Origin of the sequence: Streptomyces sp. BBFR51 (assembly GCF_044591655.1) — a bacterium.
Classification (GTDB): Bacteria; Actinomycetota; Actinomycetes; order Streptomycetales; family Streptomycetaceae; genus Streptomyces.
Window position 1 is genome coordinate 1525001 of the sequence record NZ_CP172448.1, and the last position, 25357, is coordinate 1550357.

At 72.4% G+C, this 25357-nt stretch carries 20 protein-coding genes and 1 pseudogene (1 of these 21 only partly in view); 11 read left to right on the forward strand and 10 right to left on the reverse strand.

The features are described from left to right. A protein-coding gene (gene ptsP, locus ACGH7X_RS06860; RefSeq protein ID WP_399882628.1) for a phosphoenolpyruvate--protein phosphotransferase crosses the window boundary here: on the forward strand, window positions 1–1114 show its 3' portion. 557 nt of this gene lie to the left of the window's left edge; the window shows 1114 of its 1671 coding nt (coding positions 558–1671); its start codon lies beyond the left edge, outside the window; the stop codon is at window positions 1112–1114. Window positions 1115–1193: 79 nt separating this feature from the next. On the opposite strand, the gene ACGH7X_RS06865 is transcribed toward ptsP, so the two are convergent. Both ACGH7X_RS06865 and ACGH7X_RS06870 read right to left on the reverse strand, forming a co-directional pair. Continuing rightward, on the reverse strand, window positions 1194–2096 hold the full coding sequence (locus tag ACGH7X_RS06865; RefSeq protein WP_399882630.1) for a hypothetical protein: 903 nt from the start codon (window positions 2094–2096) through the stop codon (window positions 1194–1196). Between the two features lie 121 nt (window positions 2097–2217). Continuing rightward, complete coding sequence (locus tag ACGH7X_RS06870) at window positions 2218–4194, reverse strand: acetoacetate--CoA ligase (protein ID WP_399882632.1); 1977 nt, start codon at window positions 4192–4194, stop codon at window positions 2218–2220. Between the two features lie 213 nt (window positions 4195–4407). On the opposite strand from ACGH7X_RS06870, the gene ACGH7X_RS06875 reads away from it, so the two are divergent. Continuing rightward, window positions 4408–6786, forward strand: a complete 2379-nt coding sequence (locus tag ACGH7X_RS06875; protein ID WP_399882634.1) for a glycoside hydrolase family 31 protein — start codon at window positions 4408–4410, stop codon at window positions 6784–6786. Here ACGH7X_RS06875 and ACGH7X_RS06880 read toward each other — a convergent pair. Next, entirely contained in the window at window positions 6777–7313 is a 537-nt protein-coding gene (locus ACGH7X_RS06880; RefSeq protein WP_399882636.1) for an NUDIX domain-containing protein, read from the reverse strand. The genes ACGH7X_RS06875 and ACGH7X_RS06880 overlap by 10 nt on opposite strands. A gap of 47 nt (window positions 7314–7360) precedes the next feature. Continuing rightward, on the reverse strand, window positions 7361–8170 hold the full coding sequence (locus ACGH7X_RS06885) for a M15 family metallopeptidase (protein WP_399882638.1): 810 nt from the start codon (window positions 8168–8170) through the stop codon (window positions 7361–7363). 150 nt (window positions 8171–8320) lie between these two features. Here ACGH7X_RS06885 and ACGH7X_RS06890 point away from each other — a divergent pair. The 3 genes and pseudogenes from ACGH7X_RS06890 to glpK form a co-directional block, all read left to right on the forward strand. Further along, a pseudogene (locus tag ACGH7X_RS06890) lies at window positions 8321–8603 on the forward strand (diguanylate cyclase); the annotation flags it as partial. A 398-nt stretch (window positions 8604–9001) separates the two neighbouring features. Next, on the forward strand, window positions 9002–9751 hold the full coding sequence (locus ACGH7X_RS06895; RefSeq protein ID WP_399882640.1) for an MIP/aquaporin family protein: 750 nt from the start codon (window positions 9002–9004) through the stop codon (window positions 9749–9751). Window positions 9752–9844: 93 nt separating this feature from the next. Beyond that, window positions 9845–11377: a glycerol kinase GlpK gene (gene glpK, locus ACGH7X_RS06900; RefSeq protein WP_399882642.1), complete on the forward strand. Its 1533-nt coding sequence runs from the start codon at window positions 9845–9847 to the stop codon at window positions 11375–11377. A 19-nt stretch (window positions 11378–11396) separates the two neighbouring features. On the opposite strand, the gene ACGH7X_RS06905 is transcribed toward glpK, so the two are convergent. Genes ACGH7X_RS06905 through ACGH7X_RS06920 form a run of 4 tightly spaced genes read right to left on the reverse strand, consistent with a single transcriptional unit; the run spans window position 11397 to window position 15654 of the window. Continuing rightward, on the reverse strand, window positions 11397–12002 hold the full coding sequence (locus ACGH7X_RS06905; protein ID WP_399882644.1) for a GTP-binding protein: 606 nt from the start codon (window positions 12000–12002) through the stop codon (window positions 11397–11399). Between the two features lie 46 nt (window positions 12003–12048). Beyond that, window positions 12049–12444 (reverse strand): DUF742 domain-containing protein, encoded by a 396-nt coding sequence (locus ACGH7X_RS06910; protein ID WP_399882646.1) that lies wholly within the window; start codon window positions 12442–12444, stop codon window positions 12049–12051. Window positions 12445–12454: 10 nt separating this feature from the next. Beyond that, complete coding sequence (locus ACGH7X_RS06915; RefSeq protein WP_076973433.1) at window positions 12455–12889, reverse strand: roadblock/LC7 domain-containing protein; 435 nt, start codon at window positions 12887–12889, stop codon at window positions 12455–12457. Then, a complete protein-coding gene (locus tag ACGH7X_RS06920; RefSeq protein WP_399882648.1) occupies window positions 12886–15654 on the reverse strand; it encodes a nitrate- and nitrite sensing domain-containing protein in 2769 nt (922 codons plus the stop codon). Before ACGH7X_RS06920 ends, ACGH7X_RS06915 begins: the two co-directional genes overlap by 4 nt. Before the next feature lie 419 nt (window positions 15655–16073). Between ACGH7X_RS06920 and ACGH7X_RS06925 the strand changes: the two genes are divergently transcribed. Then, entirely contained in the window at window positions 16074–16673 is a 600-nt protein-coding gene (locus ACGH7X_RS06925) for a hypothetical protein (protein ID WP_399882650.1), read from the forward strand. 22 nt (window positions 16674–16695) lie between these two features. On the opposite strand, the gene ACGH7X_RS06930 is transcribed toward ACGH7X_RS06925, so the two are convergent. Together ACGH7X_RS06930 and ACGH7X_RS06935 are read right to left on the reverse strand one after the other, a co-directional pair. Beyond that, window positions 16696–17901, reverse strand: a complete 1206-nt coding sequence (locus ACGH7X_RS06930) for an NAD(P)/FAD-dependent oxidoreductase (RefSeq protein ID WP_399882652.1) — start codon at window positions 17899–17901, stop codon at window positions 16696–16698. After that, on the reverse strand, window positions 17898–18221 hold the full coding sequence (locus tag ACGH7X_RS06935; RefSeq protein ID WP_399882654.1) for a bifunctional 3-phenylpropionate/cinnamic acid dioxygenase ferredoxin subunit: 324 nt from the start codon (window positions 18219–18221) through the stop codon (window positions 17898–17900). Before ACGH7X_RS06935 ends, ACGH7X_RS06930 begins: the two co-directional genes overlap by 4 nt. Window positions 18222–18424: 203 nt before the next feature. Between ACGH7X_RS06935 and ACGH7X_RS06940 the strand changes: the two genes are divergently transcribed. The 5 genes from ACGH7X_RS06940 (at window position 18425) to ACGH7X_RS06960 (ending at window position 25351) form a co-directional block, all read left to right on the forward strand. Next, window positions 18425–19249, forward strand: coding sequence for an IclR family transcriptional regulator (locus ACGH7X_RS06940; RefSeq protein ID WP_399882656.1), 825 nt, complete (start codon window positions 18425–18427; stop codon window positions 19247–19249). A gap of 269 nt (window positions 19250–19518) precedes the next feature. Further along, complete coding sequence (locus tag ACGH7X_RS06945) at window positions 19519–20604, forward strand: S-(hydroxymethyl)mycothiol dehydrogenase (protein ID WP_399882658.1); 1086 nt, start codon at window positions 19519–19521, stop codon at window positions 20602–20604. Continuing rightward, on the forward strand, window positions 20601–23054 hold the full coding sequence (locus ACGH7X_RS06950) for an FAD-dependent oxidoreductase (protein WP_399882660.1): 2454 nt from the start codon (window positions 20601–20603) through the stop codon (window positions 23052–23054). Before ACGH7X_RS06945 ends, ACGH7X_RS06950 begins: the two co-directional genes overlap by 4 nt. Before the next feature lie 21 nt (window positions 23055–23075). Then, window positions 23076–24224 (forward strand): N-methyl-L-tryptophan oxidase, encoded by a 1149-nt coding sequence (solA, locus tag ACGH7X_RS06955; RefSeq protein ID WP_399882662.1) that lies wholly within the window; start codon window positions 23076–23078, stop codon window positions 24222–24224. Continuing rightward, window positions 24221–25351: an SRPBCC family protein gene (locus tag ACGH7X_RS06960; protein WP_399882664.1), complete on the forward strand. Its 1131-nt coding sequence runs from the start codon at window positions 24221–24223 to the stop codon at window positions 25349–25351. Before solA ends, ACGH7X_RS06960 begins: the two co-directional genes overlap by 4 nt. Window positions 25352–25357 lie beyond the last annotated feature (6 nt).

Sequence of the window (25357 nt, forward strand, 5' to 3'; positions counted from 1 at the left end):
CAGTGCGATTCTCGCGCGGGCGCTCGGGGTGCCCGCGGTCGTGGCCCTGCCCGGGGCCGGGGAGATTCCCGAGGGCACCGTCGTCGCCGTGGACGGCAGCACCGGTGAGATCTTCGTGAACCCCACCGACGAGAAGAAGGCGCGACTGGCGGCGCAGGCGGCCGAGCGCAAGGCCGCGCTGGCCGCCGCGACCGGGCCGGGTGCGACCTCGGACGGGCACAAGGTGCCGCTCCTGGCGAACATCGGTGGTCCCGCCGACGTGCCCGCGGCGGTCGAGGCCGGCGCGGAGGGTGTCGGACTGTTCCGGACCGAGTTCCTCTTCCTCGACGACAGCAAGAACGCGCCGTCGGAGGAGAAGCAGGTCACCGCCTACCGTCAGGTGCTGGAGGCGTTCCCCGAGGGCCGGGTCGTCGTGCGGGTGCTGGACGCCGGTGCCGACAAGCCACTGGACTTCCTCACCCCGGGCGACGAGCCGAACCCGGCGCTCGGCGTGCGGGGCCTGCGGACGCTGCTCGACCACCCGGACGTGCTGCGTACGCAGCTGACCGCGCTGGCCAAGGCGGCTGAGGGTCTGCCGGTCTACCTCGAGGTCATGGCGCCGATGGTGGCGGACCGCGCCGATGCCAAGGCGTTCGCGGACGCGTGCCGCGAGGCCGGGCTGCGGGCGAAGTTCGGCGCGATGGTGGAGATCCCGTCGGCCGCGCTGCGGGCGCGCTCGGTGCTGCAGGAGGTGGAGTTCCTGTCGCTGGGGACGAACGACCTCGCGCAGTACACCTTCGCCGCCGACCGTCAGGTGGGTGCGGTCTCCCGGCTGCAGGACCCGTGGCAGCCGGCGCTGCTCGACCTGGTCGCGCTGTCCGCCGAGGCGGCGAAGGCCGAGGGCAAGAGCTGCGGTGTCTGCGGTGAGGCCGCTTCGGATCCGCTGCTGGCGTGTGTGCTGACCGGTCTGGGTGTCACCTCTCTCTCCATGGGCGCGGCGTCTTTGCCTTATGTCCGGGCGACCCTGGCGAAGTTCACGCTGGCGCAGTGCGAGCGCGCCGCGGCGGCCGCCCGGGCGGCGGAGAGTGCCGAGGAGGCGCGGAACGCCGCTCAGGCGGTGCTGTCCGGCGAGTAGGACGGAGCGGCGACGCCGCCGTCGTCGTCGCTGTGTGGTGCGGGGCGTTCCACCTTCGGGTGGGGCGCCCCGCGGGCGTTCAGTGGTGGTGTCCCGGTGGCAGCCGGTCGTCCCCGAGGTCGGGCGGTGCGCAGTAGTCGACGTTGGATTCCGGGGAGATGAGGTCACCGGAGTCGGCGTCGGTGCAGTAGGCGTCGAAGACCTCACCGGCGGTGAGGGGCTCGAGGCCGTATCCCCGCAGCCGCCAGCCGTGGATGCGGTCGGGGCCGGTCGGCGGGCTGACGCGCATGACGAGTCCGCCGGGGCTGTGGGTCGCCAGGCCGAGGGCGAGGACGCTGGTGAATTCCAGGACCTCGGCCTCGTCGATGTGTGGGGTGCCGTCGATCTCCTCGTCGACGAGGAGGGCGGAGACGAGGGTCTCCTCCGGATGGCCCGAGACGCTGCAGACCAGGTGCCGGCTGCCCGGTGGGGCCGTTTCGAGGACGCGGCCCAGGAGGCGTGAGGCGCGGGTGAAGGCGGCTCGGCCGAGGTCCTCGCCGCAGGTGGCGCAGCTGCCGAGGCGGGCGAGCAGGCCGGCCGTGTACTCCCAGGTGGCCTGGCGGACGGCTTCGTCGACGAGGGCCGGGAGCAGGTCGGCGAGGGTCTGGCCCTCGTACGGCACGCTGGGGCCGTGGACGGCGAGTTCGGCGGTGAACCGGGCGCGGCTGGCGGGGGCGTCGGCGTCGAGGCCCGCCACGGTGCAGAAGTCGGCGTACTCCTCCGGGTCGAAGAGCGCGATCGTGGTGTGGGTGCCCTGTGCCGCGCGTGCCCTGAGCAGGGCTTCCACCTGGCGCAGGTAGGCGGCGTGGTCGTGGAAGGTGAAGCTGCGGTAGCGCCGCATGGCGCGGAAGTCGTGTTCGTCGGTGAGCAGTCCGATGGTGCCCGCGATTTCGCGGCGCAGGACGCGTCGCATGGTCTGGTCGGTCTGGTCGGTGTGCGCCATGTTTCCCCCTGTGCACGGTCGATCAATGCTCACTCACAGTAATCGGAGGCACTGACAACGGCGTCGGGCAGGCGCGGGGAGCCGGCGGCCGTTCGGGGCGGCCGGCTCGTTGTCGCCCTGGTCAGGAGCGTTTGCGGGCGAGTTCCTCGTAGAAGTGGAGCAGGTCGAGGTTGTCGATGGAGCCGGGGTTGACGGCCTTGGTCAGCGGGGTGCCCTGGAGGAGGCGCTTGACCGGGACCTCGATGCGCTTGCCGGTCAGGGTGTGCGGGATGCCGGGCACCTCGATGACCTCGTCGGGGACGTGGCGTGGGGAGAGCTGTGCGCGGATGGTCCGCTTGATGCGGTCGAGGAGGGCCTGGTCGAGGACGGCTCCGGGTGCCAGGTGCACGAACAGGGGCATCCAGTAGCCGCCGTCGGGCTGTTCGATGCCGATGACGAGGGACTCCCTGATCTCGGGGAGGCGCTCGACGGCTTCGTAGATGTCGGCCGAGCCCATGCGGACGCCCTGCCGGTTGAGGGTGGAGTCGGAGCGGCCGTGGATGACGACGGACCCGCGGGAGGTGAGGGTGATCCAGTCGCCGTGCCGCCAGACGCCGGGGTAGGTGTCGAAGTAGCTGTCGTGGTAGCGGCTGCCGTCGGGGTCGTTCCAGAAGCGGATCGGCATCGAGGGCATGGGGTTGGTGACGACCAGTTCGCCGACCTCGTCGGTGAGGGGGTGGCCGTTCGGGTCCCAGGACTGGAGGTCGGTGCCGAGGCCGGGGGCCTGGAGTTCGCCGATGTGGACCGGGAGGGTGGGGACGGCGCCCGCGAAGCAGGAGCACACGTCGGTGCCGCCGCTGACTGAGGCGATCCACAGGTCGGCGCCGCTCGCGGCGAACTCGTCGTGCAGCCAGCGGAAGCCGTCGGGCGGGAGCGGGGAGCCGGTGGTGGCGACGCACTGGACCCGGGAGAGGTCGTGATCGCGGGCCGGGTGCACGTCGGCCTTGCGGCAGGCCATGACGTAGGCGGCGGAGGTGCCGAAGAGGGTGGCGCCGGTGCGCTCGGCGATGCGCCACTGGGCGTCCGTGGCCGGGAAGCCGGGGCTGCCGTCGTAGAGGACGATCGTGGTGCCGGTGAGCAGGCCGGAGACGAGGAAGTTCCACATCATCCAGCCGGTCGAGGTGTACCAGAAGAAGCGGTCCTCGGGGCCGAGGTCGCAGTGCAGGCCGAGCTGTTTGAGGTGTTCGACCAGGATGCCGCCCTGGGACTGGACGATGGCCTTGGGCAGGCCGGTGGTGCCGGAGGAGTAGAGCACCCACAGGGGGTGGTCGAAGGGCACCTGCTCGAACACGGGGTCCGTGTCCGCGGCCGTCAGGGCCTCCCATTCCAGCGCGCCCTCGGGGGCCTTGGTGCCGAGCAGCGGGATGTGTACCACCGCGCGCACGGTGGGCAGTTCCCGGCGGAGTTCGGCGACGGTGTCGCGGCGGTCGTGTTCCTTGCCGCCGTAGCGGTAGCCGTCGACGGTGAACAGGACGACGGGTTCGACCTGCTGGAAGCGGTCCAGGACGCTGCGGGCGCCGAAGTCGGGGGCGCAGGAGGTCCAGACGCCGCCCACGGCGGCCGTGGCGAGGAGGGCGACCACGGCCTGCGGGATGTTGGGGAGGTAGCCGCTGACGCGGTCGCCGGGGCGTACGCCGAGGGCGCGCAGTTCGGCGGCGAGCGAGCCGACCTGGCGGCGCAGCTCGGCCCAGGTGACGGGGCTCGGTTCGTGGGTCTCGTCGACGTACAGGAGGGCCGGTTCGTCCGCGCGGGTGGCCGCCGCGCGCAGGGCGTGTTCGGCGTAGTTCAGCGTGGCGCCGGGGAACCACTGGGCGCCTGGCATCGCGCGGTCGCCCAGCACGCGCGCGTAGGGCGTCGAGAAGCGTACGTCGAACCATTCCGTGACGGCTTTCCAGAAGGTGTCCAGCTCGTCGACGGACCAGCGGTGCAGGGCGGCGTATCCGCCTTCGGCGGGGGCGCCGTGGTGCTCGGCTGCCCAGGTCTGGAACCTGGTGATCCGCGCCTCGGCGATGCGCTGCGGGTCTGGCTGCCAGAGCGGCTGGGGGTTCAGGGTCGACATGGGGCGGCTCCCGGACTGTGCGCGTCGTGTGCGTCCTGCGCGCACGGGCTGGGGTGTGCGCGTGACGCGGCTGACAGGGACGATGCCATGTGATCGACTTCCGCACCAGGGCGCGCCCCACATAGTCGGTGACATGAAGATGTGGTCCGGTCACGGGTGAACGGCAGTTGAACGACGCCCTCGCGCGAGGTCGTCGATGGCAGGGTGAGCAGCATGGACGGTCGTGACCTGGTGCGTTCGATGAAGACGGTCGGTTCTGCGGGGATGGCGCAGGGGTTGCGTACCGTACGGGCGGCGTTGCGCAGGCGGCGGGCCGATGCCGCCGGGCTGCCGCCGCGGGGCGCGGAACGGGCGCGGGTGCCGGGTCCGCTGCGGGAGGTGGAGCCCGGGCCCGGGGGTGGTGTCGTCCGGTTCGGCCGCTCGGAGCTGCGCATCCTCGTCGCGGTGAACGGAGCCGTGTTCTGGGGCTGGGACGGGGCCGGTCCTGAGCCGTCGTACGCGTTGGCGGGCCGTTGTCCGGAGCCCGATCCGCGGGCGGTGCTGGAGCCGGACAAGGACGGCGGCTGGCGGGTGGTGGCGGAGCGGGCGACGGTGGCCGTGTCCCGGCACGGCGCGATCGAGGTCCGTACGCCCGGGGGTGTGGTGTTGCGGAGCGAGCTGCCGCCCCGCTGGTGGGAGCCGGTGGGTGGCGGGCCGGCGCGCTGGACGCAGCGGTCGGAGGTGGCGGCCGACGCCCGGTTCTTCGGGCTCGGCGGGCGGTCTGCGGGTCCACGGCTGCGGGAGGGCACGTACCGGCTGTGGAACACCGGTCGCGGCCTGCCCCTCGCTGGGGGTGAGGACCCGTTGTCGGTCACGATGCCCGTGCAGCTGGTGGTGGCCGACGCGGGGACGCACCTGGTCTTCCACGACAGTTCGTGGGACGGCACGGTGGCGTTGCGGGAGGGTGCGGAGGGGGCGGGGTCCGGGCACGACCGGCCCGGACGGAGTGTGCTGCGGATGGACGGCGGTCCGCTGCGGTGCTGGGTGATGGTGGGTACCCCCGCGCGCGTGCTGCTGGCCTGGGCATCGCTCACCGGGGCGCCCGCGCTGCCTCCGGCGTGGGCGCTCGGGCACCATCACGCGCGGTGGGGGTGCGGTGACGAGCAGGACATACGCCGGGTCGTCGCCGGCCACCAGGAGCGGGATCTGCCGCTGGACGCGGTGCATCTGGGCATCGGCCATGCCGACGCCCAGCGGGTGTTCACCGTCGACGAGGAGCGCTTCGCGAAGCTGCCCGTGCTCGCCGAGGAGTTGCGGCGGGACGGTATCCGGCTGGTGTCGGTCGTCGAGCCGACGGTGGCGACCGCGCCCGGCGACGGCGTGTACGACGGCGGGACACGTGGGGACGTGTTCGTGCGGGATGCCTCCGGACCGGTCGTCAGGGGGGTGGGGCGGCCCGGGGACGTGGTCTTTCCGGACTTCACGCACGCGCGTGCCCGCGCATGGTGGGGCGGGCTCTACGAGGAGCGGCTCGGGCAGGGGTTCGCCGGGTTCTGGCACGACCTGGACCAGCCCACGTCGTTCGCCGCCTTCGGGGAGCCGACGCTGCCGCGGTCGGCCCGGCACTCGCTGGAGGGCAGGGGCGGTGACCATCGGGAGGCGCACAACGTCTACGCGCTGTGCATGGCCCGGGCCGGGTACGAGGGGCTGCGGGCTCTGACGCCGGACGAGCGGCCGTTCCTCCTCTCGCGCTCCGGGTGGGCCGGGATGCAGCGCTACGGCGGCACGTGGTCCGGGGACGTGGCGACGGACTGGCCGGGATTGCGGGCGTCGCTGGCGCTGGTGATGGGGCTCGGGCTGTGCGGCGTGCCGTACTCGGGGCCGGACGTGGGCGGGTCGGACGGGAGTCCGTCGCCCGAGCTGTATCTGCGGTGGTTCCAGCTGGCCGCCTACCTGCCACTGTTCCGCACCCACGCCGGGCCGCGGATGGGAGGCCGGGAGCCGTGGGAGTTCGGGACCGAGGTGCTGGAGCACGCGCGCGTGGCGCTCGTCGAGCGGCGGCGGCTGCTGCCGTACTTCGTGACGCTGGCGCACCTGGCCCGGCGTACGGGCGCCCCGTACGTGCGTCCCCTGTGGTGGTCGGCGCCGGAGGATCGGGCGCTGCGGGACTGCGAGGACGCCTTCCTGCTGGGTGACTGTCTGCTGGTGGCGCCGGTGCTCCACCCCGGGGCGGACAGGCGTGCGGTGCGGTTGCCGCGGGGGCGCTGGTACGACGTGGTGACGGAGCGGGCGTACGAGGGGCCGGCGCAGGTTCTCGTCGACGCTCCGCAGGCGCGGATTCCGGTGTTCGCGCGCGCGGGGTCGGTGGTTCCGGTGCGCGGTGCGGACGGCGCACCGGAACTGGAGGTGTGGGCGCCGGCGCGGGGGCGGACCGGCGGGGGCCTGGTGGTGGCGGACGGGGGCGACGGCTGGGTGGAGCCGCAGATCGAACGGTACGTGTCCCGCTGGGAGGGGCGGCGGGTGGTCGTGGAGCGGGAGGGCGAGGACGGTGTGAGCGGGCCGTCCTGCGCGGTCCGCGTCCGTGGGCTCGTGGAGCGCTCGGCTCAGATGTAGCGGCCCTCGAAGAAGGCCCGTGCGGCCCGTGTGTGGAGCGGGAAGGCCAGTTCCTCCGCCCTGCGCAGGAGGTGCCAGCCCTCGGTCTCGTTCGTGGCGGCGGAGGGCGGGAGGCCCTCCGCCGGCCGCTCGGGCAGCAGCCCGAAGAGCAGCAGGTGGCCGTCGGGCGAGCTCATGGCGTCGGCCAGCCGTACGTCGCGGTTCGCGGCGTCGATGCCCGTCTCCTCCTTGAGTTCGCGGACGACGGCCTGCCGCCAGTCCTCCCGGTCGTCCACGTAGCCGCCGGGCAGGGCGACGCCGCCGCGTGCGGGGGTCACGGTGCGGGTGATCACGACCAGGGCGGTGCCCTGCGTGTCGTACACGGGCTGGAGGGCGACCGCGACGGGCAGCGGGTTGCGGTAGGCCACGGTGCCGCATGCGGGGCAGGTGCGGGGCCAGCCGGAGACGCCCTCTCCGTAGGGCGTTCCGCAGCTCGAACAGTGGGAGTCCGGTGCGGAGTTGGGAACGGAGTTTTCAGTTTCGGACACGCGGCGGACTGTATCCGATCACGGAGGGGACGTCTCCGGCAGGCCGTTCAGCGGCGGCCGGCGAGGGACTTCGCGCAGACCGGGAAGTCGAAGTAGGTGTCCGGGTAGGGCTCGGGCTTGTACGTGAAGTGCCACCACTCCTCGGGCAGGTTCACCAGACCGACGTCCTCCAGGGTGTTCTTGAGCAGCAGTCGGTTGGCGCGCTGGACGCCCTGGATGCGGGGGTCGGCGGTGTGCGAGAGGGTGTCGAAGCAGTCGAAACCGGTGCCCATGTCGACGGAGTTGTCGGGGAAGCGCTCGTCCTGCGGCGCGTAGCAGGGCACCAGGGGCTGTCCGGGGTGGTACGGCGGGGTGGGCTTCGCCGGGAGCCGGACGATGGTGAGGTCCATGGTCGAGCCGCGGCTGTGGCCGGACTTCTCCGCGATGTAGCCGTCGGCGAACAGGCGGGTCTTGTCGACGTCCGGGTAGAACTCGGCCTTCATCTTCTGGTCGTCGAGGTCTTCGGCCCAGCGGACGAAGTGGTCGACGGCGCGCTGGGGGCGGTAGCAGTCGTACACCTTGAGGGAGTAGCCCTGGCGGGACAGCCGGGTCTGGGCCAGGTGGAGGGCTTCGGCCGCGGGGCGGGTGAGGATGCACAGGGGCTGTCGGTAGCCGTCGACGCGCTCGCCGACGAAGTTGTGCTCGGTGACGTAGCGCATCTCCTCGATGATCGTCGGGTCGACGCTTCTCAGGGCCACGAAGTCCTCCGGGGCCCTCGGTTCGGGCCGTGCCTGAGCGGTCGCGGGGACGGCCGTGACGGCGAGCAGGGCGGCGAAGGCGGTGACCAGTCCGCGGAACGCGGTGGAGATTCGTGTCATGTCCCCTGCATCTATCAGGGTTGGGCCGCGCGAGGGAAGTGGGCGGGCCGACGACCCCGCCGGGCGTACGCTGCGTGAGCGTGCCCCAGTCCTGCGTGAACGTCGCATGAACTGGGCCCGGTCGGCCGTGGGCCGCGCCATCCTGCTCCCGTGCGCTCCTGGACGGACACTCTCCGCTTCGCCTTCCAACCGGTGGTCAATCTGATGACCGGTACGGTCGCGGCGCTGGAGGTACTCGCCCGCCCGGAGACCGGCGACGTCCTGGCCGAGGCGCGTCGCGACCCCGAACTCGACGGCCGCCTGGCGGTGTCGGCGCTGCGTGCCGCGGCGCGCAGGGAGACGCTGCTGCCGCTGCACGTCAACGTGTTCGCCGGCACGCTCGCCGACCTCGGCGGTCTCCAGCCCCTGCACGACGCCGTGCGTGAGGTCGGGCACCGGGCACCGGACCCCGGGCCGCCGGACGGTGGCGCGCGCGGTCGGCGTGGGGCGTTCGGGGTCGTCAGGGGCCTGGGCGGCCGGGGGCGTCGGGCGTGGGCCGGACGGCCGGTGTGGGCCGGACGGCGGACGGGAACCGTTGCGGTCGGCCACCTTGACGCTCTCCGGGCGCCGGTGAACACTTCCGGTGTCAGTCGACGTCGCCGTACATCTCGGCGTATTCCGGCACTGCGTCGCGCGGGCTCTCCTGTGCTTCGAGGCCCACTCCCCCACGGGCGGTTCGGCTGTTACGGCACGCTCGTCACTCACGCCCCCCGGCGGACGTCGCCATGGGAACGCACACCCCGCACGTGAGGACCGGGGCCGATCGTCCCGGGCCAGGGCCTAGGAGCCGCCATGAGCAACGGAGACATCTTCGTCGGCGAGATCATCGGTACGGCGATCCTCATCCTCTTCGGCGCGGGTGTCTGCGCCGCCGTGACTCTCAGGTACAGCAAGGCGCGGGCGGCGGGCTGGGTGGTGATCGCGTTCGGCTGGGGGTTCGGCGTGCTGGCGGGCGCGTACACCGCGGCCCCGCTGTCCGGCGGGCACCTCAACCCGGCCGTCACCCTCGGGATCGCCATCGACACCGGCGAGTGGGGCAAGGTCTGGGTCTACATGCTGGGGCAGTTCGTCGGCGCGATGCTCGGTGCCGTCCTGTGCTACCTCACCTACTTCGCCCAGTTCCAGGCCAACGTCCGCGGGACCGGCAGCACCGAGGGCACCGCGGACGAGCCCGTGGCGACGCTCGGGATCTTCTCGACCGTCCCGGAGATCCGGAACCCGGTCGCCAACCTGGTGACGGAGATCATCGCGACCGTCGGGCTCGTGCTGCCGATTCTCGCGTTCGGGCTCACCGAGGGGCTCGGCGAGTCGGGGACGCTGGTGCTGATCGTGGCGCTCCTCGTCGTCGGGATCGGCCTCTCCCTCGGCGGGCCGACCGGCTACGCCATCAACCCGACACGCGATCTCGGTCCGCGCATCGTGCACACGTTCCTGCCGATCCCGAACAAGGGGACCTCCGACTGGGGTTACGCCTGGATCCCGGTGGCCGGCCCACTGATCGGCGGAGCGCTCGCCGGGCTCATCTACAACGTCGCCTTCTGAACGGCCCACCGCGACCGCCGCCTCCGCGGTCGCCTCCGCGGTCGCCTCCGCGGTCGCCTCCTCAGCCCTCCGAACCCAGCCCAAGGGGCAGCCATGACGGACCACTCCACGAAGTACGTCGCCGCCATCGACCAGGGCACCACCTCCAGTCGCTGCATCGTCTTCGACCAGGACGGCGCGATCGTCGCCGTCGACCAGCGCGAGCACCGCCAGATCTTCCCCAAACCCGGCTGGGTGGAGCACGACGCCACCGAGATCTGGTCCAAGGTGCAGGCCGTGGTCGCCGGAGCGATCGCCCGGGCAGGGCTGCGCGCCGAGCAGCTCTGCGCGCTGGGCATCACCAACCAGCGCGAGACGACGGTCCTGTGGGACCGCGCGACCGGCAAACCCGTGCACAACGCGATCGTGTGGCAGGACACCCGTACGTCCGCGCTGTGCGGGGAGCTGGGCGGCACGGACGGGCAGGACCGGTTCCGCGAGACGACGGGGCTGCCACTGGCCAGCTACTTCTCCGGGCCCAAGGCTGCCTGGCTGCTCGACAACGTGCCGGGCCTCAGGGCCCGCGCCGAGCGCGGCGAGATCGCCTTCGGCACCATGGACTCCTGGCTGATCTGGAACCTCACCGGCGGCACCGAGGGCGGACGGCACGTCACCGACGTGACCAACGCGGGGCGCACCATGCTGATGGACCTCCGGACCCTCCAGTGGGACCCGGAGATCCTGTCGGCGATGAGCATCCCCGAGGCCGTGCTCCCCGAGATCAGGTCCAGTGCCGAGGTGTACGGCACCGCCGTCGGCCCACTGGCCGGGGTGCCCGTGGCGTCGGCGCTGGGCGATCAGCAGGCGGCGGTGTTCGGGCAGGCCTGCTACGACGTGGGCTCGGCGAAGAACACCTACGGCACCGGCAGCTTCCTGCTGCTCAACACCGGTGACCGGCCGGTCCCGTCGAAGAACGGGCTGCTGACGACGATGGGCTACAAGATCGGCGACCAGCCGCCCGTGTACTGCCTGGAGGGGTCGATCGCCGTCACCGGTGCACTGGTCCAGTGGTTCCGCGACCAGCTCGGCATCATCCGCTCCGCCGACGAGATCGAGCCGCTGGCCGCGAGCGTGGCGGACAACGGGGGCGCGTACATCGTGCCCGCCTTCTCCGGGCTGTTCGCGCCGTACTGGCGGTCCGACGCGCGCGGAGTCGTCACCGGGCTCACCCGGTACGTCACGAAGGCGCACCTCGCACGCGCCGTGCTGGAGGCGACGAGCTGGCAGACGCGCGAGGTCGTGGACGCCATGTACCAGGACTCCGGCGTGCGCATCACGGCGCTGAAGGTCGACGGGGGCATGACCAAGAACAACCTGCTGATGCAGCACCAGGCGGACGTGCTGGGCGTGCCGGTGATCCGTCCCCGGGTCTCCGAGACGACCTGCCTGGGTGCCGCGTACGCGGCCGGACTGGCCACCGGTGTGTGGGACGGTCTCGACGAACTCCGGGCGCACTGGCGGCGGGACGCCGAGTGGGCGCCCGCCATGGAGGCGTCGGTGCGCGAGGGCGAGTACCGCAACTGGCGCCGGGCGGTGGAGAAGAGCTTCGGCTGGCTCCAGGACGGCGGCGACGAGGGCGAGGGGTAGGTGCGGTGGGTTGGTCCCCTCAGGTCGTGACGACCCGGCGCCGGTCCGCCGCCTGGGCCATCGCGTGCTGGACGACGCCGATGAGGACCTCCTTGACGGACTCCCGGTCCCGGGCGTCGCACATCACCAGGGGAACGTCGGCGTCGAGGTCGAGGGCCTGGCGGACGGTCTCGGCCGGGTAGCGGGCCGAGCCCTCGAAGCGGTTGACGCCGACCACGAACGGGATGGAGCGCCGCTCGAAGTAGTCGACGGCGGCGAAGCAGTCCTCCAGGCGCCGGGTGTCGGCCAGTACGACGGCACCCAGGGAGCCCTCGGACAGCTCGTCCCACATGAACCAGAACCGCTCCTGGCCGGGTGTGCCGAAGAGGTACAGCACCAGGTCCTCGCGCAGCGTGATCCGCCCGAAGTCCATGGCCACCGTGGTGGTGTGCTTGTCCTCGACACCGCTGACGTCGTCCACGGGCCGCCCGGCCTCGGTGAGCAGTTCCTCGGTGCGCAGCGGTCTGATCTCGCTGACCGCGCCGACGAGGGTGGTCTTGCCCACGCCGAACCCGCCGGCCACCAGGATCTTGAGCGTGACGGGCTCGACCGGCGGCTTGCCGCGCTGAGAACGCCCGAAGATCATCGATCTCTTCTCCTTAACCTGCCGCTCACCGTGCCCGGGAGCCGATTCACAGTGCCCTCAGCCCGCTGATCACGTCGCGCAGAATGTTCTCGTCCGGCAGTTCGGCCGGGGGCACGGGCCGGTTGACGTGGACGAGTTCGACGTCCACGAGGTCTCCGACCAGGACCCGCACGACCCCGACGGGGAGGTCGAGTTCGGCGGCGAGTTCGGCGACCGACTGCGGCTCCTGCCGGCACAGTCCGACGATGTCCACGTGCTCCGGGGAGAGGGTGACGTCCGCCTCCGGGTCGTCCGCGTGGGGCTCCGCGACGACCACCGCGATCAGGTCGAGGCGGTGCTGGGCCGCGCTGGTGGTGCGGCCGCGCGTCATGGCGTACGGACGGACGACGGGCCCCGCCTCGTCGTCGAACCAGTGGTTTCTTCCCTGACCGTCTGCGCTCATGTCATCCCACTTACCCGCCCGAGGGCAGATCGGTGCGCGGCGCGGTGCCCAGGTGCACGCCGACCCGCTTGACGAGGAGGGTCATCTCGTAGGCGACCTGTCCGACGTCCGAGTCGGCGTCCGACAGGACGGCCAGGCAACTGCCGTCGCCGGCGGCGGTGACGAAGAGGAAGGCGTCGTCCAGTTCCACGACGGTCTGCCGGACGCTGCCCGCCTCGAAGTGGCGGCCCACGCCCTTGGCGAGGCTGTGGAATCCCGACGCCACGGCGGCCAGGTGCTCGCTGTCCTCCCGGGTCAGGTCCTTGGACACGCCCGTCGCCAGGCCGTCGCCGGACAGGACCACGGCCTTGCGGATGCTCGCGACACGGTCCACCAGGTCGTCGAGGAGCCAGTTCAGCTCCCCGGACTTGGTCGCGGTGTGGCCGGTCGCCTTTGGTGCGGTCATCGACCGTCCCCCTTAGTCGTTCCTCGTGGTGCTGATGGTGCTGTGCCGTCGGGGACGTCGTCGCCCGCGGCGTTCTCCGTGCGGCCGCGTTGCCAGCCGCGCTGGAGCGAGGCCATACGGCTGCGTACTTCCTCGGCGTCACGGTCGCTGGGGTCGGAGCGGTCCTCGGCGGAGGGTTCGGGGCTCTGTCTGAGCTGGGGTGCCAGGTTGGCCTGCCGTACGCGCCGGGGCAGTGCGCCGGTGGCGCCGGTGCCGGACGGAGCGTCCTCGCGCGCGGGGGGCGTGCCGCGGCGGCGGGCGGGGAGGGAGGGCAGCGCGTCGGACTCCGTACGGCCGGCGGGGCGGCGGGCGGGCAGGGCGGGCGGCTCGCCCTCCCGTGCCTGTGCCGGGGCCGGGTGCTCCGTGGGGTCCGCGCCCGCCGTCGGCGCGTCGACCCCGGTGTCCCGGGCGTACCGGGTGGCCCGCTCCGGGACCGGACGCCCGTGCGAGCTGACCAGCTTGGGGGTCCGGCGGCGGGGCAGCGGAAGCGGTCCGTTCGCCTCGTCCCCGTCCCCGTCCCCGTCCTCGGCCGGCTCGGTTTCGTGATCCCGCCCGGAGCGTCGCCGTTCGGCGCGGCGGGCCGCCCGGTCGTCGTCCGCCGCGACCAGTGAGCGGCGCGGGCGGAACAGGCCGCCCCGCTCGCCGTCCTGGTCGTCGAGGGCGTCCAGGTCGACGGACGCCTCCAGTTCGACCGGTCCGTCCAGCAGCGGGGCCGGCCGGTCCGAGAGCCGTGCGGGCACGTGCGAGAGGGCGGAACGGCGGCTCTCCTGCCGCTCCTTCTCCTTGACGTGCTGCGGGCGGTCGAGGCGGAAGCCGACGCCGTTGGTGTCCGGGGCGTCGTCCGTGAGCAGCGCGTCGGGGACGAAGACGACCGCGGTGGTGCCGCCGTACGGGGAGGGCTGCAGGGACACCCGGACGTTCTGCCGCTGGGCGAGCCGGCTGACGACGAAGAGTCCGAGCCGGTCGGTGTCGGACAGCTCGAACTCGGGCGTCTCGGCCAGCCGGAGGTTGGCGTCGAGGAGGGCGTCGGCGGCCATGCCGAGTCCGCGGTCGTGGATCTCCAGGGTGAAGCCGTTGGCGACGCGCTCGCCCAGGACCTGCACGGCGGTGTGCGGCGGCGAGAACACCGTGGCGTTCTCCAGGAGTTCGGCCACCAGGTGGGTGAGGTCGGCGACCGCCGGTCCGGTGACGGCGATGCGCGGCAGCCTGCGGACCTCGATGCGCTCGTAGTCCTCGACCTCGGCGACGGCGGCCCGCACCACGTCCATCAGCTGGACGGGCTTGCGCCACTGCCTGGACGGTGCGGCGCCGGAGAGGATGACCAGGCCTTCGGCGTGCCGACGCATGCGGGTGGTCAGGTGGTCCAGGCGGAACAGGTCGGCGAGTTCCTCGGTGTCCTCGGTCCTGCGCTCCATCGTGTCGAGCAGGGTGAGCTGCTTGTGCAGCAGCACCTGGCTGCGACGGGCGAGGTTGACGAAGACCTCGGAGACGCCGGCGCGGAGTTCGGCCTGCTTGACGGCCGCTTCCACGGCGGCCCGCTGGAGGGTGTTGAGGGCCTGGCCGACCTCGCCGATCTCGTTCCTGTCGTACTCCAGGCGCGGCACCTCGGTCTCCACGTCGACCTCTTCGCCCGCCGACAGGCGGCGCATCACGCTGGGCAGTCGCACGCCGGAGGCCTCGTGGGCCTCCAGTCGCAGCTGCTTGAGGTCGCGGATGAGGGAGCGGCCGACGCGTACGGACAGGAAGACGGAGTACAGCAGGGCGATCAGGCCGAGCGCGCCGGCGATGACGACCTTGGCGATGACGTTCGTGGCGACCGGGTCGACCCGGTCCTGGTAGCGGTCGGCCGCGTGGTCGTCGAGGTCGGCGAGTTCCTCGAGGACGCTGCCGACGGCGGTGTCCCAGCTCTGGGCGGTGACGCCGCGGGGCGCGCCGGCCTCGGAGGCGACGGCGGCCTCCTCGGCGACCCGCAGGGGGGCAGAGGAGGCGTTCTTCCAGAAGCGCTCGTAGCGGTCGCGTTCGGCGGAGGGCAGCAGCGGCAGGTTGATGTCGTACATCACGGTGCGCTGCGCGACCAGGTCGGAGACGTCCCGTATCTCGCCGCGGGTGAGCCGGCCGGTGACCAGGGCGGAGCCGAGGAGGGCGTCCTCGCGGGAGAGCAGTTCGCGGGCGCGGGAGACGTTGACGAGCGCGCGGTACTGCTTGTCGAGATTCACGTTGTCGACGACGTCGAGATTGGCGAGCAGGTCGTGGCAGGGGTCGACGAGACGGTTGTAGAGGCCGAGGGCCTGCGCGCGGTTCACGGTGCCGTCCTCGACGCTGCGGCGCAGGGAGCCGATGCCGTCGAAGGCGTCCAGTACGGCGGTGAGCCGCTCCTCCCCGGCCTGGCCGAGGTCGTCGCGTACGTCGGCGTCGGTGGCGTTGCGGCGGATCTCGGCGACGGCCTCGTCGGTGGCGGTGCGGCTGCGCTGCAGAGCGGCGAGTCCGTCGGAGGCGCGCGGGTCGGCGAGGTGGACGAGGGTCTGGCGGCGTTCCTGCTGGAGGACACGGACGGTGTCCTCGATCGGATAGCCGATTTCCTCGACGACGGTCGAGACGCTGAACAGCCGCCCCGCCTCGCGTCCCGTCAGTACCGTGGCGAACGCCCAGATCGCGGTGAGGGACACCAGCGGCACGAGAAGCAGCGCCACGATCTTCCGGCGGATCGACTTCCCGCGAAAGCGCATGGCCTCCCCCAGCTCGACCCCCACCGGCGGGGGTACACATGTGCGTCAACAAACGGCGCGAGCCTACTACTGACGCACAGGTAACTCGAAGACCCATCCGGAGGTCGAACCTCCGCACCGGGGTCATGCGATGGTCAGTTGTCCGGTCATTGCGGGAGATTGCCTCCCGGGATCGGCGGACGGAGGGGAGGGAGTCGTTCCGGCGTGACGGGCGGATTGGCCGAAATTCTTCGACTGCGCGGGATTTTCGGGAATCTTGGGGACCCGTCGTTCGTCCTTCACTACGGGAAATGGAGGCGGAATCGGCCACAGGAGCCGCATCCCGCCCCTGGGCGGCGTAAAGCAGCGCAAGCCGGGCAGCCAGAGGGGAGCCGTGTCTTGGGGCACGGGCGAGCTGTCTGCTGGCGGTGGGGAGTGACATGTTGATGGGCACGGCGGAGCGGCGCAGGGCGCCCGAGGAAGACGGTGCGGGCGGGTTGACCGCCCCATCGGCCTCCGAGGCTCCGGATCGCGACATTCCGGCTGCCGGGCCGGGCGCGCCGGCCGGTGGACGGCCGACGCGTGAGCGGCCGGAGCGGGAAGGACCGGAGCGATCGAACGGTCGGGAAGCGCGGGAGCAGCGCTCGGGCTACCGGCCGTTGTGGACGGAGGAGCCCGCGCGGCGCCGCCGGCTGCCGGATCCCGTGCGTACGGCGGCAGTTCGCGCGGTAATCGTCGTCGCCGTGACGCTGATACTGGCGATGGTCGCCTTTCTGTGCACGATGGCGGAGTCCTGGCTGGCCTTCCCGATGGTGCTCGGCAGTGTGGCGGGCACAGTGGTGGCGACCTGGGGCGTGCTGGACGTGTGGGTGACGCGCCAGGTCTACAACCAGCGGCACGGCGTGGTGTCGGCGCCGAGCAGCACCGCGCGCGCCATGCGCCGCGAGCGTCGCCGGGCCAGGCGCCAGGCCCGGTCCGCCGAGCGGGGCCAGGAGCGGATACGCAGGCAGGGCGGCACGGGCCGGCTGTCCCACCCCTGAGTGGCAGGCCGGCGTCCGCGCTTCACGGCACGGCCGACCGCACCGCCCCGGCCGTCCTCGGCATCCCCTGGCTCTGGCGGGCGAGTTCGCGGCGGGCCCGCATGAAGGGGCGGGGCCGGTCGACGGCGAGCACCGCGGCCGTACGGCCGTCCCGTTCGTACCGGGCGAGGAGGCCGCCCTCCGTGGGCGCGCCCCCGGCGATCTCACCCTCGGTGACACGGACGGTGTCGCCCTCCCGGCGCCGGCCGGCGAACTGAAGGCGGGCGCCGTACTGGTCGGACCAGAAGTACGGCACCGCGCTCGCGCTCCGCACCGTGCGCCCGGCGAGCAGGTTGGTCACGGCGACCTGGGGCTGTTGCGTGGCGGAGGTCCAGTGCTCCGCGCGCGTGCCGCCGACGCGGGCCACGTCGCCGACGGCGACCACCTGCGGCAGGGAGGTCACACAGCCGTCGTCGCACAGGACGCCGTCGTTCAGGACCAGTGCCGAGCTCGCCAGCCAGGCGGTGTTGGGCGTGGCGCCGATGCCGACGACCACCACGTCCGCGGGCAGCGTCCGGCCGTCGGCGAGTGCCACCGCGGTGACGGCCGCGGTGCCGTGCAGTGCGGCCACGGAGGCGCCGGTGACCAGTGCGACGCCGCCGCGGCGGTGCAGTGCGGCGCACACGGCGGCCATCTCGGGCCCGAGTTGGGGCACGAGCGGCAGTGGAGCGGCCTCGACGACGGTGACGTCGTGCCCGAGGGCCGCGCACGAGGAGGCGGTCTCCGCGCCGATGAAGCCGCCGCCGACGACGACCACCCGGCGTGGCCCGCGGGTGAGTTCCGCGCGCAGGGCGCGGGCGTCGTCCAGGGTGCGCAGGGTGTGTACGCCGTCGAGACGGTCCGCGGTGAGGCGGCGGGCCGAGGCGCCGGTGGCGACGACGACCCCGTCGGTGGACACCGTACGGCCGTCGTCGAGCAGGACGGTACGGCCGCGGGCGTCCAGAGCGCGGGCGCGGACGCCGAGCAGCCACTCGGCGTCCAGGTCGGCGCCCTCCTCGGCGTCGGTGAGCGCCAGCAGGCCCTCGTCGGCCCGGCCGGTGAGGTAGTCCTTGGAGAGGGGAGGCCGGTCGTAGGGCCGGTGGGGCTCGTCGCCGACGATCACCAGTCGGCCGTCGAACCCCTGGGCCCGCAGTTCCCGGGCGGCGTACAGGCCGGACAGCGAGGCGCCGACGACGGTCACGGTCCTCATGCGGCGTTGCCCTCCTCGGCGGCGAGATGGACGTGGACGAAGCCGTCGTCGACGGTGACCCGGTGGGTGCGGACGGGCCTGCGGGCCGGGAGGCAGGTGGGCAGTCCGGTGCGGAGGTCGAACGAGGCGGCGTGCAGTGGGCATTCGACCAGGCAGCCCTCCAGCCAGCCGTCGGACAGGGAGGCGTCCTGGTGGCTGCAGGTGTCGTCGATGGCGTAGAGATCGCCGTCGTCGGTGTGGAAGACGGCGATCGGCGGGTTCGTCCCGACGCGGGCGGACTCGCCCTTGGGGAGGTCTTCGAGGCGGCAGACGGGAATCATGGGCTCCCCTCTCGGTCCGGAACGTGTCCGGCGGGGTGCGCGGACGCGTACCCTTCCGGGATCCGGACGCTTCGGTAACATGATGTTTCACATGGCGCACTGGAGAGCGCTATGCGCAACAGAATCCGGGCGGGCGCCCGTGGCGTCAAGGGCTTCCCGCAGATGCGGTCCCCACAGGGCCGCCAGGTGGTGAGAGTTGAGCCATGCCCCGCACACAGAAGCAGCCCGACCATGGTGAGGACCACGTGGAGAACAAGCAGGGCGGCAGAGGCGCCGCGAGCGGCGTGCAGTCGGTGGACCGCGCCGTGAGCGTGCTGGAGATCCTCGCCCGGCACGGGGAGGCGGGTGTCACCGAGATCGCCGACGAGCTGGAGGTGCACAAGTCCACCGCGTTTCGGCTGCTCGGCGTGCTGGAGAACCGCGGCCTGGTGGCCCAGGAGAAGGAGCGCGGCAAGTACTACCTGGGCGCCGGTGTACTGCGCCTCGCGGGGGCGGCGGCGGTGCGGCTGGACATCTCGCAGGAGGGCGTGCCCGTCTGCCGCGAACTCGCCGACGAACTGGGCGAGACGGCGAACATCGCGGTGCTGGACGACGACGCGGCGGTCAACGTCATGCAGGCGCGCGGCACCGCCTCCGTGACGGCGCAGAACTGGCTCGGCCGGCGCACTCCGCTGCACGCCACCGCCAGCGGCAAGGTGCTCCTCGCCCATCTGCCGCCCACCCTGCGCGAGGGCCTGCTGGCCCGTCCGCTGCACCGGTTCACCGAGCAGACCGTCACCGGCGCGACGGTGCTGCGGGGCGAGCTGGAGACCGTGACCGGGCAGGGCTACGCGATCACCCAGGAGGAGCTGGAGATCGGGCTCGCGGCCGTGGCGGCACCCGTGCGTTCCCACGACGGCAAGGTCATCGCCTCGATCAGTGTCTCGGGCCCGGTGTACCGGCTGACGCCGGACCGGCTGCCGGACCTGGCGAAGCGCACCCTGGCGGCGGGGGTCGAGCTGTCCCGCCGTATGGGGTACGGCGGCTGACCGTACCGGCGGCGCGGGACCGGGATCGCGAAGGGGACCCTCCGGGCCCGCGCCGCGGTGTGTGGCGGGCGCGGCGTGGCGTGCGTGGTGGGCGTGGCGGGCGCGGCGTGGCGTGGTGTGGCGGGCGGGCAGCGCCCGGCGGATTTCGGCCTTCGCGTTCCCTTTGCCAAGGGTTGAGCCGCACCTCTTGACGGCCACTTGATGGCATTCCCACTATGTTCCTCATCGCGCAACCCATCGTGCAATGCGCAACAGCAGAGGAGCTTGTCGTGCCACACGAGGTCCGTGCCGTAGTCGCTGTGAAGAGGGGCGCACCCGTCGAGGTGCAGACGATCGTCGTCCCGGATCCGGGGCCCGGCGAGGTGCTGGTCGCGGTGCAGGCCTGCGGGGTCTGCCACACGGATCTGCACTACCGGGAGGGCGCGGTCACGGACGACTTCCCGTTCCTGCTCGGCCACGAGGCGGCCGGCACGATCGAGGCGGTCGGTGAGGGCGTCGACGGCCTCGCGCCGGGCGACTACGTGGTGCTGGCCTGGCGGGCGCCCTGCGGGCGCTGCCGTTCCTGCCGGCGCGGCCGCCCGTGGTACTGCTTCGACTCCCGCAACGCCGCCCGGCCGATGACGCTGCTGGACGGCACTCCCCTGACCGGAGCCCTCGGCATCGGAGCCTTCGCTGAGAAGACGCTGGTCGCCGCCGGTCAGGCGGTGAAGGTCGACCCGGCCGCCCGCCCCGAGGCCGCGGGGCTCGTCGGCTGCGGGGTGATGGCCGGTTACGGCGCCGCCGTCAACACGGGCGGCGTGGGCCGCGGCGACTCGGTCGCCGTCATCGGCTGCGGCGGCGTGGGCGACGCGGCGATCGCGGGCGCCGCCCTGAACGGCGCCATGAAGATCATCGCGGTCGACGTGGACGGCGGGAAGCTGGACCGGGCGGAACGGTTCGGCGCCACGCACACCGTCGACTCCCGGGGCACCGACCCCGTCGAAGCGGTCCGCGCCCTCACCGACGGCCACGGCGTGGACATCGCGATCGACGCCGTGGGACTGCCCGAGACGTTCCGCCAGGCCTTCTACATGCGCGACCACGCGGGCGTACTGGTCCAGGTCGGCGTGCCCACGCCGGACACGACGGTCGAGCTCCCGCTCATCGACGTGTTCTCGCGCGGCGGCGCGATCAAGTCGTCCTGGTACGGCGACTGTCTGCCCAGCCGCGACTTCCCCTTCCTCATCGACCAGTACCTGTACGGGCTGCTCGACCTGGGCGCCTTCGTCTCGGAGACGACGACGCTGGACCGGGTGGAGGAGGCGCTGGCGAAGATGCACCGCGGCGAGGTGCTGCGTTCGGTGGTGGTCCTGTGAGCGCCCACGGCCTGAGGCCTCCGCCACGCGTGGTCGTCATCGGCGCCGGAATCGTCGGCTGCTCCCTCGCCGACGAGCTGACCGCGCGGGGCTGGACGGACGTCACCGTCCTCGAACAGGGCCCGCTGCCCGCCCCCGGCGGCTCCACCTCGCACGCGCCCGGCCTCGTCTTCCGGACCAGTCCGTCCCGCACCCTGACGGCCTTCGCCCAGTACACCGTCGAGAAGTTCACCTCCCTGGAATCGGACGGCGTGCCGTGCTTCCAGCAGGTCGGCGGCCTGGAGCTGGCCACCACGCCGGAACGCCTCGCCGACCTGCACCGCAGGGCCGGTCACGCCGCCGCATGGGGCGTGACCGGCGAGGTCGTCGGCGCCGCCCGCTGCAAGGAACTCTGGCCGCTCATCGACGAGTCGGTGGTGCTCGGCGGCTTCCACACCCCCGGGGACGGACTGGCCCGCGCACTGCACGCCTGTCGCGCCCAGCTGGACCGCGCGACCGCGCACGGTGCCCGATTCCTGGACCGGCACACGGTCACCGGCATCGAGCGACGGGACGGGAGGGTGACGGGAGTGGTCACGGACCGGGGCACCTTCCCCGCCGACCACGTGGTCTCCGCGGCCGGATTCTGGGGACCGGTCGTCGGCCGCATGGCGGGCGTCGACGTCCCTCTGCAACCGCTCGCCCACCAGTACGCGAGGACGGTGCCGCTGCCCGCCCTGAGCGGCGCCACGGCGGAGGCCGCGAAACCGATCCTGCGTTTCCAGGACTGTGACCTGTACTTCCGTGAGCACTCCGACCGCCTGGGCATCGGCTCCTACGCCCACCGTCCGCTGCCCGTGGACCCGTTCGCCGTCCTCCCCTACGACGAGGCCCGCGCCCGGAACATGGACATGCCGTCCTCGTACCCCTTCACGCCGCGGGACTGGGCGCCGAGCTGGGAGGACTGCCGTCGCCTGATGCCCGCCCTGCGCGACGCCGAGATCGAGTCGGGCTTCAACGGCGTGTTCTCCTTCACCCCGGACGGCATGCCGGTCCTCGGCGAGTCCCGGGCGCTGCGGGGCTTCTGGCTGGCGGAGGCGGTCTGGGTGACGCACTCGGCCGGTGTCGCCAAGGCCGTCGCGGAGTGGATGGTGAACGGGCGTCCGTCGCTCGACGTGCACGAGTGCGACCTCACGCGCTTCGAGGAGGCGCAGCGTTCACCGGCGTACATCCGTGAGCGCGGTTCACAGCAGTTCGTCGAAGTGTACGACGTCGTCCACCCGCTCCAGCCGATGGAGCGGCCACGCCCGCTCAGGGTCAGCCCCTTCCACGCCCGTCAGCAGCAACTCGGCGCGTACTTCCTCGAGGCCGGCGGCTGGGAGCGCCCGCACTGGTACGAGGCGAACTCGGGCCTCGCCGAAGAGGTGCGACCTCCCGGGCGCGACACCTGGTCGGCCCGCCACTGGTCCCCGATCGCGGCGGCCGAGGCGCGGGCCACCCGCGAGAGGGTCGCCCTGTACGACATGACCCCGCTGCGCCGCCTGGAGGTCACCGGCCCCGGAGCCCTCGACTTCCTCGACCGCATGACCACGAACAACCTCCGCAAGAAGCCGGGGGCGGTCACCTACACGCTCCTCCTCGACGAGACCGGCGGCATCCGTTCCGACCTCACCGTCGCCCGCCTCGCCCCCGACCGCTTCCAGGTCGGCGCCAACTCCCCCGCCGACCTGGACCACCTGCTGCGCCACGCACCCGACGGTGTCCACGTCCGGGACATCACCTCCGGCACCTGCTGCGTCGGCGTGTGGGGCCCGCTCGCCCGCGACCTCGTCCAGCCGCTGACGCCGGACGACTTCTCGCACGAGGCGTTCGGCTACTTCCGCACGAAGGAGACCTACGTCGGTCACGTACCCGTCACCGCCATGCGCCTGAGCTACGTCGGGGAACTCGGCTGGGAGCTGTACACCACCGCCGACCTCGGACTGAGGCTCTGGGACACGCTGTGGGAAGCGGGTCAGGACCTCGGCGTGATCGCGGCCGGGCGTTCCGCCTTCAACTCCCTGCGGCTGGAGAAGGGATACCGCGCCTGGGGCACCGACATGACGGACGAGCACAACCCGTACGAGGCGGGCGTCGGCTTCGCGGTCCGCATGGACAAGGCGGACTTCGTCGGCAGGGCGGCGCTGGAGCGCGCGGGCGAGCCGGACCGGCGCCTGACCCCCCTGCTCCTCGACGACCCGGCCGCCGTCGTCCTCGGCAAGGAGCCGGTCCATGTGGACGGCGCCCCCGCCGGGTACGTGACCAGCGCCTCGTACGGCTACACGCTCGGCCGCTGCGTCGCGTACGCCTGGCTCCCGGCTCCGCTGGCCGCCGGCACCGGGGTGCACGTGGAGTACTTCGGCGAGAAGATGCCCGCCACCGTCGCCGACGAGCCCCTGTTCGACCCCGGGATGACCCGTATCCGCCGCTGACCCGCCGCCAGGAGGTCTCCGTTGTCCCCCACCTACGACGTGATCGTCATCGGTCTCGGCGGCATGGGCAGCGCCGCCGCCCACCACCTCTCCGCCCGCGGCACCCGTGTGCTGGGCCTGGAGAAGTTCGGCCCGGTGCACAACCGGGGCTCCAGCCACGGCGGTTCCCGGATCACCCGGCAGTCGTACTTCGAGGACCCGGCGTACGTGCCGCTGCTGCTGCGCGCCTACGAGCTGTACGAGGACCTGGCGCGGGCCTCCGGCCGGGACATCGCCCTGCTCTGCGGCGGAGTGATGGTCGGCCGCCCCGACTCGTGGACCGTCTCCGGCTCGCTGCGCTCCGCGCGCGAGTGGGACCTGCCGCACGAGATGCTGGACGCCCGGGAGATCCGCCGCCGCTTCCCGACACTCACGCCCGAGGACGACGAGGTCGCCCTGTACGAGGCCAAGGCCGGGCTCCTGCGCCCCGAGAACACGGTCGCCGCGCATCTCCAGCTCGCCACCCGGCAGGGCGCCGACCTGCACTTCGACGAACCGATGACCCGCTGGGAGCCCTATCGGGACGGCGTGCGGGTGCACACCGCCGAGAACACCTACACCGCTTCCCACCTGGTGATCTGCCCGGGCGCGTGGGCGCCGCGGCTGCTCGCCGACCTCGGGGTGCCGTTCACCGTCGAGCGGCAGATCATGTACTGGTTCCAGCCGCGCGACGGCATCCGCCCCTTCCGTCCGGCGAACCATCCGATCTACGTCTGGGAGGACGCGGCCGGCGTCCAGGTCTACGGCTTCCCGGCCATCGACGGCCCGGCCCAGGGTGCCAAGGTCGCCTTCTTCCGCAAGGGGCAGGTCACGACCCCGGAGACCATCGACCGCACCGTGCACGACGACGAGATCGAGGCGATGGCGGACCACATGTCCGGCCGCATCCCCGATCTGCCCGGCACCTTCCTCAAGGCCGCGACCTGCATGTACACCACCACGCCCGACGAGCACTTCGTCATCGCCCGCCACCCGGCGCACCCCGAATCGGTCACCGTGGCCTGCGGCTTCTCCGGGCACGGCTTCAAGTTCGTACCCGTCGTGGGCGAGATCCTCGCCGATCTGGCGCTGACGGGCACGACCGCGCACCCCATCGGTCTCTTCGACCCCGCCCGAGGAGTACGCACGTGACGACGACGCCCCTGTCCTCCAGCCTCATCGCGACGCTTGCGGGCCACTACTACACCGACCCGGAGATCTTCCGTCAGGAACAGCGGCACGTCTTCGAGTCGATGTGGTTCTGCGCGGTCCGCGGCGCCGACCTCGAGCGGCCCGGCGCCTTCCGTACCGTGCAGGTCGGCCGCGAGAGCGTGATCGTCACGCGGACCCGCGGGGGCGGGCTGCGCGCCTTCCTCAACGTCTGCCGCCACCGCGGCGCCCGGCTCTGCCTGGAGGAGTCCGGCGAGGTGCGCCGCACCCTCCAGTGCCCGTACCACGCGTGGACGTACGACCTCGACGGCAGGCTCGTCGCCGCGCCCAACCTGACGAGGATGCCGGACGTCGACCGGTCGGCGTACGGCCTGGTCGAGGTCGCCCTGCGCGAGTGGCTCGGCTACGCCTGGGTGTGCCTGGCCGACGAGCCGCCCTCCTTCGAGGAGACGGTGCGCGGCGCGGCCGTCGAACGGCTCGGCGATCCAGCCGCCATCGAGCAGTACGGGACGGAGAACCTCGCGCTGGGCCGGCGCGTCAGGTACGACGTGCGGGCCAACTGGAAGCTGATCGTCGAGAACTTCATGGAGTGCTACCACTGCGCGACCATCCACCCCGAACTCACGGACGTGCTCCCGGAGTTCGCCGAGGGCTACGCGGCGCAGTACTACGTGGGCCACGGTGCCGGGTTCGGCGACGGGGTGAAGGGCTTCACCGTCGACGGCAGCGAGGGCTTCGGCAGGCTGCCCGAGGTGTCGCCGGACCAGGACCGCCGCTACTACGCCATCACGGTCAAACCGACGGTCTTCGTCAACCTCGTGCCGGACCACGTGATCCTGCACCGCATGTTCCCGATGGCCGAGGACCGCACGGTCGTCGAGTGCGACTGGCTGTACGCGCCCGAGGTCGTGGCGTCCGGTGCCGATCTGTCGAAGTCGGTCGAGCTGTTCCACCGGGTCAACACCCAGGACTTCGCGGCCTGCGAGCGGACCCAGCCGGCCATGGCGTCCCGGGCCTACCGGGCGGGTGGGGTGCTGGTGCCGACGGAGCACCACATCGGGATCTTCCACGAGTGGCTGCGGGAGCGGCTCGGCGGCCGCGACGAATAATTCGCG